The sequence below is a fragment of the Pseudoxanthomonas sp. J31 genome (assembly GCF_000510725.1).
GTDB lineage: Bacteria > Pseudomonadota > Gammaproteobacteria > Xanthomonadales > Xanthomonadaceae > Pseudoxanthomonas.
Genome location: NZ_AZNZ01000014.1, coordinates 16208 through 30196 on the forward strand (window position 1 = coordinate 16208; position 13989 = coordinate 30196).

Sequence of the window (13989 nt, forward strand, 5' to 3'; positions counted from 1 at the left end):
TACCGTCCCCGGTTCGTTTCCCAGCTGGATCCCCAGATGTCCAAAGCAAGACCCGCCGCGCTCGCCGGCCTCGCCCTGGCCTGCCTTACCGCCCTGTCCGCGCCCGCGCGCGCCGACGAAGGCATGTGGATGCCCTCGCAGCTGCCGCAGCTGGCCGGCGCCCTGCGCGAGGCAGGCTACGCCGGGGATCCGGCGCAGCTGGCCGACCTGACCGCCGCCCCGCTCAACGCGGTGGTGCGTGCCGGCGGTGGCACCGGCGCGTTCGTGTCCGCCGACGGCCTGGTGCTGACCAACCACCACGTCGCCTTCGGCGTGATCCAGTACAACTCCACGCCCGAGCGCAACCTGATCGACAACGGCTACGTCGCCGCCACCCGCGCCGAGGAACTGCCGGCCAACCCGGACTTCCGCGTGCTGGTGACGGTCGGCTTCGACAGGGTCACCGACCAGGTCCTGGCCGGCACCCGCGGCCGCAAGGGCCGCGCCTACCAGGAGGCGGTGGAGGCGGCGACCAAGCGCATCGTCTCCGAATGCGAACAGGAGCCGGGCATCCGCTGCTCGGTGGCGGCCATGTACGCCGGCAGCGACTTCTACCGCATCCGCCAGCTGGAGCTGCGCGACCTGCGCCTGGTCTACGCCCCGCCGCGCGCCATCGGCAACTACGGCGACGAGATCGACAACTTCATGTGGCCGCGCCACACCGGCGACTTCACCATCCTGCGCGCCTACGTCGGCAAGGACGGCAAGCCGGCCGCGTATTCGCCGGACAACGTGCCCTACAACCCGCCCTCGCACCTGCAGGTCTCGGCCACCGGGCCGAAGGTCGGCGACTTCGCCATGCTCGCCGGCTACCCGGGCGTGACCTACCGCCACCGCACCGCGGCCGAGTTCGCGCGCCAGGTGGAGTGGACCCTGCCGGCGCGCGTGGAGCTGTTCGACGCGCTGATCGCGGTGATCGAGCAGGCCGGCCGCGAGGACGCCCGCGCCCGCACCCTGTACGCCTCGCAGCTGCAGGGCCTGAAGAACAACCGCAAGCGCGCCGCCGGCGAGCTGGAAGGCCTGCGCCGCAGCGACGCGGTGCGCCAGCGCACGGCCGACGAGCAGGCGATGCTGGCCGCAACCCCCGCTGCCGAGCGCCGCGAGATCGACGCGCTGGCCGAGGTGCTGGAGCGCGACAACGCCATGCGCGAGCGCGACCTGCTGCTGGGCGTGGCCACCTCGCAGAGCCAGCTGCTGCGTTCGGCCCTGGTGCTGGAGCGGCTGCGGATCGAGTCCGGCAAGCCCGACGCCGCGCGTGCCCCCGGCTACCAGGCACGCGACCTGGCCCTGATCGAGGGCCAGCTGCGCCAGGTGCAGCGCCGCTTCCACCCGGAGGTGGAGAAGGCCCTGCTGCGCGAGCTGCTGGGCCGCTACCAGCAGCTGCCGGACGCGCAGCGCGTGGCCGAGTTCGACGCCGCCTTCGGGCGCACCCCTGAGGCGCTGGCGCAGGCGCTGGATGCGCTGTACGCCGGCACCGGCTTGGGCGACGAGCAGGCGCGCCTGGACGCCTTCGCCGCCGCACGCGAGGGCAAGGCGCTGCCGGCCGATCCGCTGCTGGCCCTGGCCGCGCGCCTGGTCCCGGCGCAGATCCGCCTGGAGAACGTGCGCAAGACCAGCGAGGGCGAGCAGCTGCGCCTGCGCCCGGCATACATGCGCGCGCTGGCCGCCTGGCGCAAGGCCCAGGGCCGCGCCCTGTACCCGGATGCCAACGGCACCCTGCGCGTCAGCTACGGCAAGCTCGCGCCGTTGCAGCCGCGCGACGCGGTGAGCTACGCCCCGGTCACCACCGTGGCCGGCATCGTCGAGAAGCACACCGGCCAGGTGCCGTTCGACGCGCCACAGCCGCTGCTGGACGCAATCGCCGCCGGCGACTTCGGTCACACCGCCGATCCGGAGCTGGGCACCCAGACTGTGGATTTCCTCACCAACCTGGACACCACCGGCGGCAACTCCGGCTCGCCGGTGCTCAACGCCCGCGGCGAGCTGATCGGCCTGAACTTCGACAGCAACTGGGAAGCGGTCAGTGCCAGCTGGTGGTTCGACCCGCGCTACAAGCGCGCCGTCCACGTGGACATGCGCTACATGCGCTGGCTGATGGAAAAGGTCTACCCTGCCCCGCACGTGCTGCGGGAAATGGGGCTGTAAGCCCGGCCACCTCCCTGTCGGCGCGTCCACGTGCCGACAGGGAGGCTGCATGCGCAGGCTGTTGCTTTGCACGATGCTCGGGCTGGCGATCGCCGGCCCAGCCATGGCGGACGACCCCGCCGCCCCCGCTGACAACCCGCGCCTGGCAGCGATCTACGCGGCCGACCAGGCCGCCCGCAGCCGCGACGACATCGACTGGGACATCCAGCGCGAGCAGGACCGTGCCCACCGCGCCGAGGTACTGGCGCTGCTGCGCGCCGGGCAGCTGCGCACGGCCACCGACTACTTCCGCGCCGGCATCCTGTTCCAGCGCGGCGAAAGCGATGACGACTACCGCACGGCGCTGGCCCTGGCGCAGGTTTCGGCAACCCTGGATCCGCAACGCAGCGCCGCGCGCTGGCTGACCGCCGCGGCCTGGGACCGGTTGCTGCTGCACCGCGGCCAGCCGCAGTGGTACGGCACCCAGTACCAGGCCGGGAAGGACGGAGCGCTGGAGCTTTCCCCGGTTGACGAGGACGCGGTCGACGACGCCGAGCGGCTGCGCATGGGCGTGCCCACCCTGGCCGGGGCGCGCGCCCGCGCGGCGGCGATGGGCGGGGACTGAGCCGGACCGGGACTGCGCGCGCGGCGCTTGTCAACGGCTTACATCGCCGGCGGCAGGGGGCGACAATCGGTTTTTCGACTCTTTCCTCGCGAAAACCGCAGTCCATGACCGAGATTTCCCCCGCGCTCGCGCGCAAGATCGCCCAGACCATCGCCGAGGAAATCGGCGCGCAGACGCAGCAGGTGCAGGCCGCCGTCGCGCTGCTCGACGAGGGCGCGACCGTGCCGTTCATCGCGCGCTACCGCAAGGAAGTCACCGGCGGCCTGGACGATACCCAGCTGCGCAACCTCGAGGTGCGCCTGGCCTACCTGCGCGAGATGGAGGAGCGCCGCGCCGCGATCCTGGCCAGCATCGCCGAGCAGGGCAAGCTGACCGACGAACTGCGTGCGGAGATCGAGGCGGCCGACAGCAAGTCGCGCCTGGAGGACCTGTACCTGCCGTACAAGCCCAAGCGCCGCACCCGCGCCCAGATCGCGCGCGAGGCCGGGCTGGAGCCGCTGGCCAACGGCCTGCTCGAGGATCCGACCCGCGTCCCGGAGGAGTTCGCCGCGCAGTTCGTCGACGCCGACAAGGGCGTGGCCGACCCCAAGGCGGCGCTGGAGGGCGCGCGCGCGATCCTGATCGAGCGCTGGGGCGAGGACGCCACCCTGCTGGGCGAGCTGCGCTCCTGGCTGGAGGCCAATGGCCAGATCCGCTCGAAGGTGGTCGAAGGCAAGGAGACCGCCGGCGAGAAGTACCGCGACTACTTCGACCACGCCGAGCCGCTGGCGAAGATCCCCTCGCACCGCCTGCTGGCGCTGTTCCGCGGCCGCCGCGAGGAGTTCCTGCAGCTGGACCTGGAGCCGGGCGCCGACGCCGAGGCCGGCCACGCCTACGCCGAGGGCCGCATCGCCCGCCACGCCGGGATCGAGGACCGCGGCCGCCCCGCCGACGCCTGGCTGCGCAACGCCTGCCGCCTGGCCTGGCGCGCCAAGATCCACATGCACCTGCTGCTGGACCTGTTCAACCAGGCGCGCGAGAAGGCCGAGGCGGAGGCCATCGCGGTGTTCGGCGACAACCTCAAGGACCTGCTGCTGGCCGCCCCGGCCGGCCCGAAGGCGGTGCTGGGCCTGGACCCGGGCCTGCGCACCGGCGTGAAGGTGGCGGTGGTCGATCCCACCGGCAAGCTGGTGGCCACCGACACCATCTACCCGCACGAGCCCAAGCGGCAGTGGGACCAGTCGCTGGCCACGCTGAAGAAGCTGTGCGTGGCCCACGGCGTGCAGCTGATCGCGATCGGCAACGGCACCGCCTCGCGCGAGACCGACAAGCTGGCCGGCGAGCTGCTGAAGCTGGCGCCGGAACTGAAGATGCAGAAGGTCGTGGTCAGCGAGGCCGGCGCCTCGGTGTACTCGGCCTCCGAGCTGGCCGCCAGGGAATTCCCGAACCTGGACGTGTCGCTGCGTGGCGCGGTGTCGATCGCCCGCCGCCTGCAGGATCCGCTGGCCGAGCTGGTCAAGATCGAGCCCAAGGCCATTGGCGTGGGCCAGTACCAGCACGACGTGGACCAGTTCCGCCTGGCGCGCGCACTGGACGCCAAGGTCGAGGACTGCGTGAACGCGGTCGGCGTGGACGTGAACACCGCCTCGGCCGCGCTGCTGGCGCGCGTGTCGGGCCTGACCCCGACCGTGGCCGAGAACATCGTCGCCTACCGCGACCAGAACGGCGCCTTCCCCTCGCGCAAGGCGCTGCTGAAGGTGCCGCGCCTGGGCGAGAAGACCTTCGAGCAGTGCGCCGGCTTCCTGCGCATCAACGGCGGCGAGCAGCCGCTGGACGCCTCGGCGGTGCACCCGGAGGCCTACCCGGTGGTCGAGCGCATCCTCGCCGGCACCGGCCGCGAGGTGAAGCAGATCATCGGCGACACCGCCTTCCTGCGCTCGCTCAAGCCCGAGCAGTTCACCGACGAGAAGTTCGGCGTGCCGACCGTGCGGGACATCCTCAAGGAGCTGGAGAAGCCCGGCCGCGACCCGCGCCCGGAGTTCAAGGCGGCGAAGTTCGCCGAGGGCGTGGAGGACATCAAGGACCTCAGGCCCGGCATGATCCTGGAAGGCGTGGTCAGCAACGTCGCCGCGTTCGGCGCGTTCGTGGACATCGGCGTGCACCAGGACGGCCTGGTCCACATCTCCGCCCTGTCCGAGCGCTACGTCAAGGATCCGCGCGACGTGGTCAAGGCCGGCGACATCGTCAAGGTGAAGGTGCTGGAGGTGGACGTGGCGCGCAAGCGCATCGCCCTGACCTGCCGCCTCAGCGACGAGCCGGGCCAGGCCAGCGCGCGCGATGCGCGTGGCGGCGACCGCGACCAGCGCAACGGCCCGCGCGGCGGCGATCGCGGTGGCCGTGGCGGCAACCCGGCGCGTGCGCCTCAGCAGGCCGCGCCGTTCAACAGCGCCATGGCCGATGCGCTGAAGAACCTGCGCCGCGGCTGAGCAGGCCGGCAGCGACCAACGAGGGGCCGGCATTGCCGGCCCTTCTTTTTTTGCAGATGGCTACCCGCGTACCGGTCGCGTCGGGGGACTACTCGGCCCACTCCAGGTCCGTGGTGAAGGCGATGGTGAGCCAGCGCTGCTGCGGATCGCCGCCGATGCGTTCGCCGATGCTGTCGCGCAGCTGGTCCCACGACTCCAGCGTGCGCGGCGGCTGGCCGCGCGGAACGATGAAGTGCAGCTCGATCTGGCGACCGCGCCCGACCCGGGCCACGTAGGCACGGAAGTCGAGGAAGCCCTCTTCGGCCACCACCTGGCGTGCGACCTCCTCCACCTGCAGGCGCAGGTCCTGCGGAGTGACCAGCAGGATGTCCGCCAGCGCGCGCCGGATCGTTCCCAGCGGCAACGGCAGGATCAGCACGCACACCAGCGCCAGCACGCCCGGATCGATGTAGGGCGTCCAGTGCTCCAGCGCCGTGCCCTGCAGCGTGCTGCCGATGGCGAAGGCCAGCAGCAGGGCGGTGGTGATCGCTCCGGACATCATCCAGGCCCGCGCATCCAGCGCCACCAGCTGCGACTTCAGGCGGCGGTTCGCGCGCAGCTGGTAGACCGACATCACGATGCAGGCCACCAGGGTGACGCCGGCATACAGCATGGCGTGGCCGAAGTGCAGCACGCGGCCACCCTCGATGAAGCTGTGCACCGCGTTGATCAGGGCGTACAGCACCGCGCTGGTGAGCATCAGCCCGCTGCAGGCCAGGACCATCGGCTCCAGGTGCCAGAAGCCCATGCTGAAGTGCTCGACCAGGCGCCGGTTCTGCGGCCCGCCGGCATCGGCCGCGGCGATCAGCCGCGCCACCAGCAGGGTGACCACCGTCATCAGCACGTCCACCAGCGAGTACACGCCATCGAAGACGATGGCGAAGGAGTGGGACAGCAGTCCGAACACGATCCCCAGCGCCGCGACCAGCAGGGTCACGCCGATGGAGACGGCCAGCACCGTCTGCTCGCTGGGACCTGCCTGGACCTGCCGTGGCGGAAGTGGCGACGACGACATGGCGTCGAGGTTAACGCGGCGGCGGCGGTCTGGCGCATGCGGCACCGCCCGGTAGCGCTCCGTCGCGACGCGCCGGAGAGGCCACGCCGGAAGGCCCGGGGGAAGCCGGAGCGGAATCGACCGCGCCCGGCAACCCGGGCGAACCACTCAGGCCGCTTCGGCCGCCTTGCGGAACTCGTCGTAGGCGGCCTGGGCATTGGCCGCGTACATCAGCGACGGACCACCACCCATGTAGACCGCCACGCCCAGCATCTCGCGGAACTCCTCCGGGGTGGCGCCCAGGCGCACCAGCGCCTTGGCGTGGAAGCCGAGGCAGCCGTCGCAGCGGTTGGCCACGCCGATGGCCATGGCGATCAGTTCCTTGGTCTTCTCGTCCAGCGCGCCCGGCGCCATCGCCGCCTTGGCCAGCGCGCCAAAGCCCTGCATCACGTCGGCATTGTGGGTGCGCAGCGCGGTGAGGTTGCGCGAGATGTCACGGGTCAGTTCGGTGTAGTTGGCGGCGTTCATGCTGGCCTCCGGCAGTAGGATGTGCAGCGAGAATATTAGAGATTGCTAAATTAGGCAATGCTCATATAATGGCCGCATGAGCCCAGCCATCTCCCGCAAGGACCTCGCCTTCATGCAGCAAGGCGCCGCCGAGGCGGCCGCCATGCTGCGCACGCTCGGCCACGAGCAGCGCCTGCTGGTGCTGTGCCTGCTGGTCGGCCATGGCGAGCTGGGCGTTGGCCAGCTGCTGGAGCAGGTGGACCTGAGCCAGTCGGCGCTGTCGCAGCACCTGGCGCGGATGCGCGCGGACGGCCTGGTCGACTGCCGGCGCGAAGGCCAGGCCGTCTACTACCGCATCGCCGATCCGCGCGTGGCCACGCTGGTGGGCGCGCTCAAGTCCGTGTTCTGCCCCTGAGGGATTCCCCATGAAAACCGTCGATGCCTGCACCGCCCGTTCGCTGCTGGAACAGGGCGCATTGCTGGTCGATATCCGCGCGCCGGACGAACATGCGCGCGAACGCATCAGCGGCGCCTGCTGCATTCCGCTGGACCGGCTGCACGACGCGCCGCAGCTGCGCGACGCCGCCGCCAGCACCGTGGTCTTCCACTGCCGCTCCGGCATGCGTACCCGGGCCAATGCCGCCGCGCTGGAAGCCGCGGCCGGCGGTCGCGAGGTCCTGCTGCTGGACGGTGGCATCGATGCGTGGAAACAGGCCGGGCTGCCAGTGGTGCGCGAAGCCGGGGCGCCGCTGGAACTGAACCGCCAGGTGCAGATCGCCGTGGGCGTGCTGCTGCTGGCCGGCAGCACGCTGGCGGCCACGGTCTCGCCCTGGTTCCTGCTGCTGACCGGCTTCCTCGGCGCCGGCCTGCTGTTTGCCGGCGTGTCCGGCTTCTGCGGCCTGGCCCACGTGCTGCTGCGCATGCCATGGAACCGGGCGATGCGCGCCTGAACCACGGCGTGCGGCGTCCGGGTTATCCGGCTGCCGGCACCCGCAGGTCCTCGACCACCGTGCCCCAGGTGGTGATTTCCTCGTCATGCGGCAGGTCGCGAAAATCCTCGGCCAGCGCCTGTTCGTACCACTGCCGCATCGGCTCCAGCTGCAGCAGCCGCTGCGCGTAGGCTTCCGCCTGCGGGTCCGCCAGCGACAGGCCGTAGCCCTGCAGGCGGAACGCCACCGGCGCGAAGAACGCATCGGCCGCGCTGAAGGCCGCGCCGGCCAGGAACGGGCCGCCAAAGCGGTCCAGGCCGTCGCGCCACAGCGCCGAAAGCCGGTCCAGGTCGCGCTGCAGCGAAGCCGGGACCTCGCGCAGGCGCACACGCTGGCCGCAACTCATCGAGCAACGCGTGCGCAGCTCGCCGAAGCCGGCGTGCATCTCCGCGGCGGCGCTGCGCGCCCAGGCGCGTGCCAGCGGATCGTCCGGCCAGACGCCCGGATGGCGCTCGGCCAGGTATTCGACGATGGCCAGGGATTCCCAGACCACGGTGTCGCCATCGACCAGCAGCGGCACCTTGGCGTTGGGCGACAGCGCGCGGAACCGCTCCCAGGCCGCGGTGTCGTGGAACGGCACCATGCGCTCCTCGAACGGGATACCGAGCATCCGCAGCAGCAGCCACGGCCGCAGCGACCAGGACGAGTAGTTGCGGTTGGCGATATGCAGCACGTACATCGGCACGCTCCTTCGCGCCGCCGGGGCGACGGCGTACGCGCCGATCATACGGCGCCGCCGCGGCCGCTTCAGGCCACGCGGCTGCGGCGCTGGCGTTCCAGGTGGACCAGCAGCAGCGAGATCGCCGCCGGGGTCATGCCGGGAATGCGCTGGGCCTGGCCGATGCTCAGCGGACGCACGCGCTCCAGCTTCTGCTGTACCTCGGCCGACAGGCCGCGCACCGCGGCGTAGTCGAAGTCCGCGGGGATCGGGGTGGACTCATGGCGGCGCTGGCGCTCGATCTCCTCGCGCTGGCGGTCGAGGTAGCCGGCGTACTTGACCCCGATCTGCACCTGCTCGGCCACCTGGGCATCGTCCACGCCCGGGCCCAGTGCCGGCACCCGCATCAGCGCGGCGTAGTCCAGCTCCGGGCGCTTGAGCAGGTCCAGGGCACTGGTCTCGCGGCTCACCGCCACGCCCAGCACCTGCTCCACCTCGCGGCCCACGGCATTGGCCGGGGTGGCCCACAGCGCGCGCAGGCGCGCGGTCTCGCGCTCGATCGCCTCGCGCTTGGCGCAGAAGCGCGCCCAGCGCACGTCGTCGACCAGGCCCAGGCGGCGGCCGGTCTCGGTCAGGCGCAGGTCGGCGTTGTCCTCGCGCAGCTGCAGCCGGTACTCGGCGCGGCTGGTGAACATGCGGTACGGCTCGTTGGTGCCGTGGGTGATCAGGTCATCGACCAGCACGCCCAGGTAGGCCTCGTCGCGGCGCGGCGCCCAGCCTTCCTGCCCGCGCACGTGGCGGGCGGCGTTGAGGCCGGCCAGCAGGCCTTGGGCCGCGGCCTCCTCGTAGCCGGTGGTGCCGTTGATCTGGCCGGCGAAGAACAGGCCCGACACCAGCCGCGTCTCCAGCGTGGGCTTGAGCCCGCGCGGGTCGAAGAAGTCGTACTCGATGGCGTAGCCGGGACGGGTGATGTGCGCGTGCTCGAAACCACGGATGCTGCGCACCAGTTCCAGCTGCACGTCGAACGGCAGCGAGGTGGAGATGCCGTTGGGGTAGATCTCCACCACGTCCAGGCCCTCCGGCTCGACGAAGACCTGGTGGCTCTCCTTGTCGGCGAAGCGCACCACCTTGTCCTCGATCGAGGGGCAGTAACGCGGGCCGATGCCCTCGATCTGGCCGGTGTACAGCGGCGAGCGGTCCAGCGCGCCACGGATGATCTCGTGGGTGCGCGCGGTGGTGTGGGTGATCCAGCACGGGACCTGGCGCGGATGCTCCTCGACCCGGCCAAGGAAGGACATCACCGGCAGCGGATCGTCGCCGGGCTGCTCCTCCATCACCGAGTAGTCGAGGCTGCGGCCGTCGATCCGCGGCGGGGTGCCGGTCTTGAGGCGGTCGATGGCGAACGGGCGCTCGCGCAGGCGCGCGGCCAGGGTGGTGGATGGCGGATCGCCCATGCGCCCGGCCGCGTAGGTGGTCTGGCCAATGTGGACCTTGCCGGCCAGGAAGGTACCGGCGGTCAGCACCACGGCCGGGGCCTCGAAGCGCAGCCCGGTCTGGGTGATGGCGCCGCGCACGGCGTCGCCTTCGATGACCAGGTCATCCACCGCCGCCTGGAACACGGTCAGGTTGGGCTGGTTCTCGACCATGCGCCGGATCGCGGCGCGGTACAGCGCGCGGTCGGCCTGGCAGCGGGTGGCGCGCACCGCCGGGCCCTTGGAGGCGTTGAGGGTGCGCCACTGGATGCCGGCCAGGTCGGCGGCATGGGCCATGGCCCCGCCCAGGGCGTCGATCTCCTTGACCAGGTGGCCCTTGCCGATGCCGCCGATGGCCGGGTTGCAGCTCATCGCGCCCACGGTCTCGATGTTGTGGGTCAGCAGCAGGGTGCGCGCCCCGGAGCGGGCCGAGGCCAGGGCGGCCTCGGTGCCGGCGTGGCCGCCGCCGATCACGATGACGTCGTACTGGTGGAAGGAGGAAGGCATGGGGGCGGTTCCCGCCACGGCCGGGGGTCCCGCGCGGGGACCAGGCACGGCCGGGCTTTTTTAGGACAGGCCCTAAAGTTTGGCACGCTTCGTGCGGATATACCGGATGTGCACCCATCGCGGCAAAGCGTCGGGGGGCGCTGATCGGAATTGGAACAGGGGCCGATCATGCGCGCGATGGGGAAGCCTGGGGCCGGCAGTCGGGGGACTGCCGGCCCCCTTTTTTTGCCCGCAACCCGCGTCGCTACGGGTTTTCCGGCCCGGAAAAGGGACAGCCCGGCCTTTCGGGCCGGGCTGTGCAGAGGTGCCGACGTCCGGTAGGGCCGGAACAGGGGGGATCCAGATTTCCCTACCGGACATCGACATGGCTTGGCCGGACTGGGTCAGAAGTTGACGCCGCCGGTCACACGGGCGCTAGCTTGCCGGCGCGCGCCGCACAAACGCAAGCGTATTTTCAGCGCTCCAGCGTGCGCCGCGTCTCAAACCTGGGAACCCGCTCGGCCCGCCGCGGGCTGCTGACCGGACGCGGGACGTCGCCGGCCACCGGGCGCGGCGAGCGGACCGTGGCCGGACGCGATTCGCCGTAGGTGGCCGGGCGCGGCCCACCCGTGACCGCCGGCTGCGCGGCCGGGGCGGCGTTGGCCTCCTCGGCACGCAGGCGCTGCTGCAGCGGCAGGCGCCGACCCTGGTTGTCCGGACGCGGACGGTACTCCTGCACCGGGCGCGGCGCCGGGGCGGCGGCCGGCCCCATGCCGCCCGGCCGGCCGGCGGCCTGCGGGCGGGGCTGGTAGGGGCCACCCTGGGCCGCCTGCGGCCTGGGCTGCGGACGCCCGGGGCCGCGCGCGGCGCCGGCGCGCTGCTCGCGCAGCCGGTCCAGGTCGCGCCAGGGCGCGCGCTCGCGCGGGCGATCATGGCCGGGATTGTCGTGTTTCGGCGGCGGCGGGCGATGGCCTTCCGGGCGGCTGCCGCCGGCGGTGGCCGGCGGCCGCACCGGCGGGCGGTACGGCGCGTGGTAGTACGGGTAGGCGGGATAGCCGTAGGCCGGGTAACGCCCGCCGTAGTAGTAATGCACCCCCAGCGAGACGCCCGGGGTGTAGCGGTAATAGGGGTAGCCGTAACCGTACTCGTGGTAGTGGTACTCGGTGACCGGCGCACCGCTGTAATAGTCGCCACCGTAGCCGGTGCCCACGTAGTCGTAGGTCGCGCAACCGGACAGCGCCAGGGCGCAGGCCAGTCCGCTCAGCATCCTCAGTTTCATGGGCCACCCCCTGTACGGTATGCCGGCAGCTTCGGTGCCGCGCTTTGAATCCGTGCTTAACCCTTGCCGCTCCCGCGCCCCAATGCAGCCTTGGGCAGGGGTCGGCGGCGGGGCCGTTCAGTTAACCTGTGTCGCATGATCCCCCAGTTGCCCGCCGCCGACGAGGTGTTCGCCGCCGCCGCGCGCATCGCAGGCCGGGCAGCCACCACCCCGGTGCTGCGCTCGCGCACGCTCGACGCACTGGCCGGCTGCACCCTGTTCCTGAAGGCCGAACACCTGCAGCGCAGCGGCGCGTTCAAGTTCCGCGGCGCCTGCAACGCGGTGGCGGCGCTGGATGCCGAAGCCGCCGCCCGCGGCGTGGTCACCCATTCCTCCGGCAACCACGGCGCCGCCCTGGCGCTGGCCGCGCGCGAGCGCGGCATTCCCTGCCACGTGGTCGTCCCGGAGGGCGCGGTCGGGGCCAAGCTGGCCAACATCAGCCGCCACGGCGCCGTGCTGTGGCGCTGCGCGCCCACCCAGGCCGCGCGCGAGGCCACCTGCGCGGACGTCGCCGCGCAAACCGGCGCCAGCATCGTGCATCCCTACGAGAACCGGCTGGTGATCGCCGGCCAGGGCACGGCCGCGCTGGAACTGCTGGACCAGGCCGGCAGCCTGGACGTGCTGGTGGCGCCGGTCGGCGGCGGCGGCCTGGCGGCCGGCTGCGCGCTGGCGCTGGAAGTCGCCGGGCGCGGCTGCCGCCTGCTGCTGGCCGAACCGGCCGGCGCCGCGGATGCCGCGCATGCCCTGGCGCATGGCGCGCCGCCGCAGGACTTCGTCCCGGACACCGTGTGCGACGGCCTGCGCGCGCGCATCGGCGCACCCAACCTGGCGGTGCTGCGCGCGGCCGGCGCCGAGGTCGCAGTGGTCGATGACGCGGCCACCCTGGAGGCCATGCGCCTGGCCTGGCAGGTGCTCAAGCAGACCATCGAACCGTCCTCGGCGCTGGCCCTGGCCGCGGTGCTGGCGCGTGCGCCGCAGCTGGCCGGCAAGCGCGTGGGCGTGATCCTCACCGGAGGCAACGTGGACCTGGAGGCATTGCCTTGGCGCGCCTGAGATCGCGGCGCCGGCGCGGCGGCGGATTCGGCCGCTGGATGGCGCGGCTGATGCTGCTGGTCCTGGCCTGGCTGGCCGGCGTGGCCGGCTGGATCGTATGGGTCGGGCACCGCGACGATGCGCGCCCGGCCGACGCGATCATCGTGCTCGGCGCCGCCGCCTACGACGCGCGGCCTTCGCCGGTGTTCGAGGAACGCATCCGCCACGGCCTGAACCTGTACCGCGCCGGCTACGCCCCGGTGCTGCTGTTCACCGGCGGCTACGGCACCGGCGCGCGCTTCGCCGAATCCCAGGTGGCGCGGCGCTACGCCGTGCGCCAGGGCATCCCGGAAGAGGCGATCCTGATCGAGACCTCCTCGCGCACCACCCTGCAGAACCTGCTGCAGGCGCGCGAACTGATGCGGCAGCGCGACCTGCACAGCGCGATCATCGTCAGCGACCCGCTGCACATGTCCCGCGCCTTGCGCCTGTGCCGGCACCTGGGCATCGAGGCGGCCGGCTCGCCCACGCCCAGCACCCGCTTCCGCAGCTTCCAGACCCAGTGGCGCTTCCTGCTGCAGGAGGTCTACTTCTTCCACCGCGACCTGGTGGCGCGCGTGGCCTGAAGCGCGCCGTATCATGCGCGGCCTTCCCTCCACCGGAACCAAGATGAGCAACGACACCACCCCGCAGGCCCGGGCCATTGCCCTGGTCACCGCCTACTACGACGCGTTCAACCGCGGCGACCGCCAGGCCATGCTCGCGCTGCTGGCCGAGGACGTGGTCCACGACCTCAACCAGGGCCCGCGCGAAACCGGCCGCGAGGCCTTCGCCGCCTTCATGCAGCGCATGGACGCCAGCTACCGCGAGCGGCTGGAGGACATCGTGGTCCTGGCCACGGCCGACGGCACGCGCGCGGCGGCCGAGTACGTGGTCCACGGCCAGTACCTGAAGGACGACGAGGGCCTGCCGCCGGCCAAGGGCCAGGCCTACGTGCTGCCCGGCGGCGCGTTCTTCGACATCCGCGACGGCAAGATCGCGCGGGTGACGAACTACTACAACCTGCAGGACTGGATTGCGCAGGTGGGGTGAGAGCGGGAATTCGTGATTTGTGATTTGTGATTCGTAATCGCGCGTAGCCCGGATAAGCGAAGCGCATCCGGGGCTTTGCGCACGGCGGAGTGCTGGTCGCGCAGGCGTGCCGACCTTCTCCCCGGCGCCTCCCCGGTGGGGAGGCGCCA

General features: G+C 71.9%; 13 protein-coding genes. 8 read left to right on the top strand and 5 right to left on the bottom strand.

Going from position 1 to position 13989, the window contains the following annotated elements; translation table 11 throughout:
* Positions 1–24: 24 nt before the first annotated feature.
* From PSEJ31_RS0113395 to PSEJ31_RS0113405, 3 genes are all read left to right on the top strand, one after another.
* Positions 25–2184 carry a S46 family peptidase gene (locus PSEJ31_RS0113395; RefSeq protein WP_028915742.1) on the top strand — a complete coding sequence of 720 codons (2160 nt, stop codon included), beginning with the start codon at positions 25–27 and terminating at the stop codon, positions 2182–2184.
* Between the two features lie 49 nt (positions 2185–2233).
* The gene (locus tag PSEJ31_RS16100) at positions 2234–2788 is read left to right on the top strand and encodes a DUF6624 domain-containing protein (protein ID WP_156924950.1); all 555 of its coding nucleotides are present in this window, start codon (positions 2234–2236) and stop codon (positions 2786–2788) included.
* Between the two features lie 104 nt (positions 2789–2892).
* Positions 2893–5253, top strand: a complete 2361-nt coding sequence (locus PSEJ31_RS0113405) for a Tex family protein (RefSeq protein WP_019399986.1) — start codon at positions 2893–2895, stop codon at positions 5251–5253.
* A gap of 88 nt (positions 5254–5341) precedes the next feature.
* Here PSEJ31_RS0113405 and PSEJ31_RS0113410 read toward each other — a convergent pair whose 3' ends face one another.
* Positions 5342–6250 (bottom strand): cation transporter, encoded by a 909-nt coding sequence (locus PSEJ31_RS0113410; protein WP_028915743.1) that lies wholly within the window; start codon positions 6248–6250, stop codon positions 5342–5344.
* Between the two features lie 204 nt (positions 6251–6454).
* Positions 6455–6814: a carboxymuconolactone decarboxylase family protein gene (locus tag PSEJ31_RS0113415; RefSeq protein WP_019399988.1), complete on the bottom strand. Its 360-nt coding sequence runs from the start codon at positions 6812–6814 to the stop codon at positions 6455–6457.
* Between the two features lie 76 nt (positions 6815–6890).
* On the opposite strand from PSEJ31_RS0113415, the gene PSEJ31_RS0113420 reads away from it, so the two are divergent.
* Together PSEJ31_RS0113420 and PSEJ31_RS0113425 are read left to right on the top strand one after the other, a co-directional pair.
* Positions 6891–7208 (top strand): metalloregulator ArsR/SmtB family transcription factor, encoded by a 318-nt coding sequence (locus tag PSEJ31_RS0113420; RefSeq protein ID WP_019399989.1) that lies wholly within the window; start codon positions 6891–6893, stop codon positions 7206–7208.
* A 10-nt stretch (positions 7209–7218) separates the two neighbouring features.
* Entirely contained in the window at positions 7219–7743 is a 525-nt protein-coding gene (locus PSEJ31_RS0113425; RefSeq protein WP_028915744.1) for a rhodanese family protein, read from the top strand.
* A 22-nt stretch (positions 7744–7765) separates the two neighbouring features.
* On the opposite strand, the gene PSEJ31_RS0113430 is transcribed toward PSEJ31_RS0113425, so the two are convergent.
* The 3 genes from PSEJ31_RS0113430 to PSEJ31_RS17135 form a co-directional block, all read right to left on the bottom strand.
* Complete coding sequence (locus PSEJ31_RS0113430; RefSeq protein WP_026010798.1) at positions 7766–8461, bottom strand: glutathione S-transferase; 696 nt, start codon at positions 8459–8461, stop codon at positions 7766–7768.
* A gap of 68 nt (positions 8462–8529) precedes the next feature.
* On the bottom strand, positions 8530–10419 hold the full coding sequence (mnmG, locus tag PSEJ31_RS0113435; RefSeq protein WP_028915745.1) for a tRNA uridine-5-carboxymethylaminomethyl(34) synthesis enzyme MnmG: 1890 nt from the start codon (positions 10417–10419) through the stop codon (positions 8530–8532).
* A 454-nt stretch (positions 10420–10873) separates the two neighbouring features.
* A complete protein-coding gene (locus PSEJ31_RS17135) occupies positions 10874–11677 on the bottom strand; it encodes a hypothetical protein (protein ID WP_198015062.1) in 804 nt (267 codons plus the stop codon).
* A 135-nt stretch (positions 11678–11812) separates the two neighbouring features.
* Between PSEJ31_RS17135 and PSEJ31_RS0113445 the strand changes: the two genes are divergently transcribed.
* The 3 genes from PSEJ31_RS0113445 to PSEJ31_RS0113455 are packed head-to-tail and all read left to right on the top strand — an operon-like array spanning position 11813 to position 13840.
* Positions 11813–12769 (top strand): pyridoxal-phosphate dependent enzyme, encoded by a 957-nt coding sequence (locus PSEJ31_RS0113445; RefSeq protein WP_028915746.1) that lies wholly within the window; start codon positions 11813–11815, stop codon positions 12767–12769.
* Positions 12757–13374 (top strand): YdcF family protein, encoded by a 618-nt coding sequence (locus tag PSEJ31_RS0113450; RefSeq protein WP_019398101.1) that lies wholly within the window; start codon positions 12757–12759, stop codon positions 13372–13374. Before PSEJ31_RS0113445 ends, PSEJ31_RS0113450 begins: the two co-directional genes overlap by 13 nt.
* 43 nt (positions 13375–13417) lie before the next feature.
* Positions 13418–13840 (top strand): ketosteroid isomerase-related protein, encoded by a 423-nt coding sequence (locus PSEJ31_RS0113455; RefSeq protein ID WP_028915747.1) that lies wholly within the window; start codon positions 13418–13420, stop codon positions 13838–13840.
* The last annotated feature ends 149 nt before the right edge of the window (positions 13841–13989 follow it).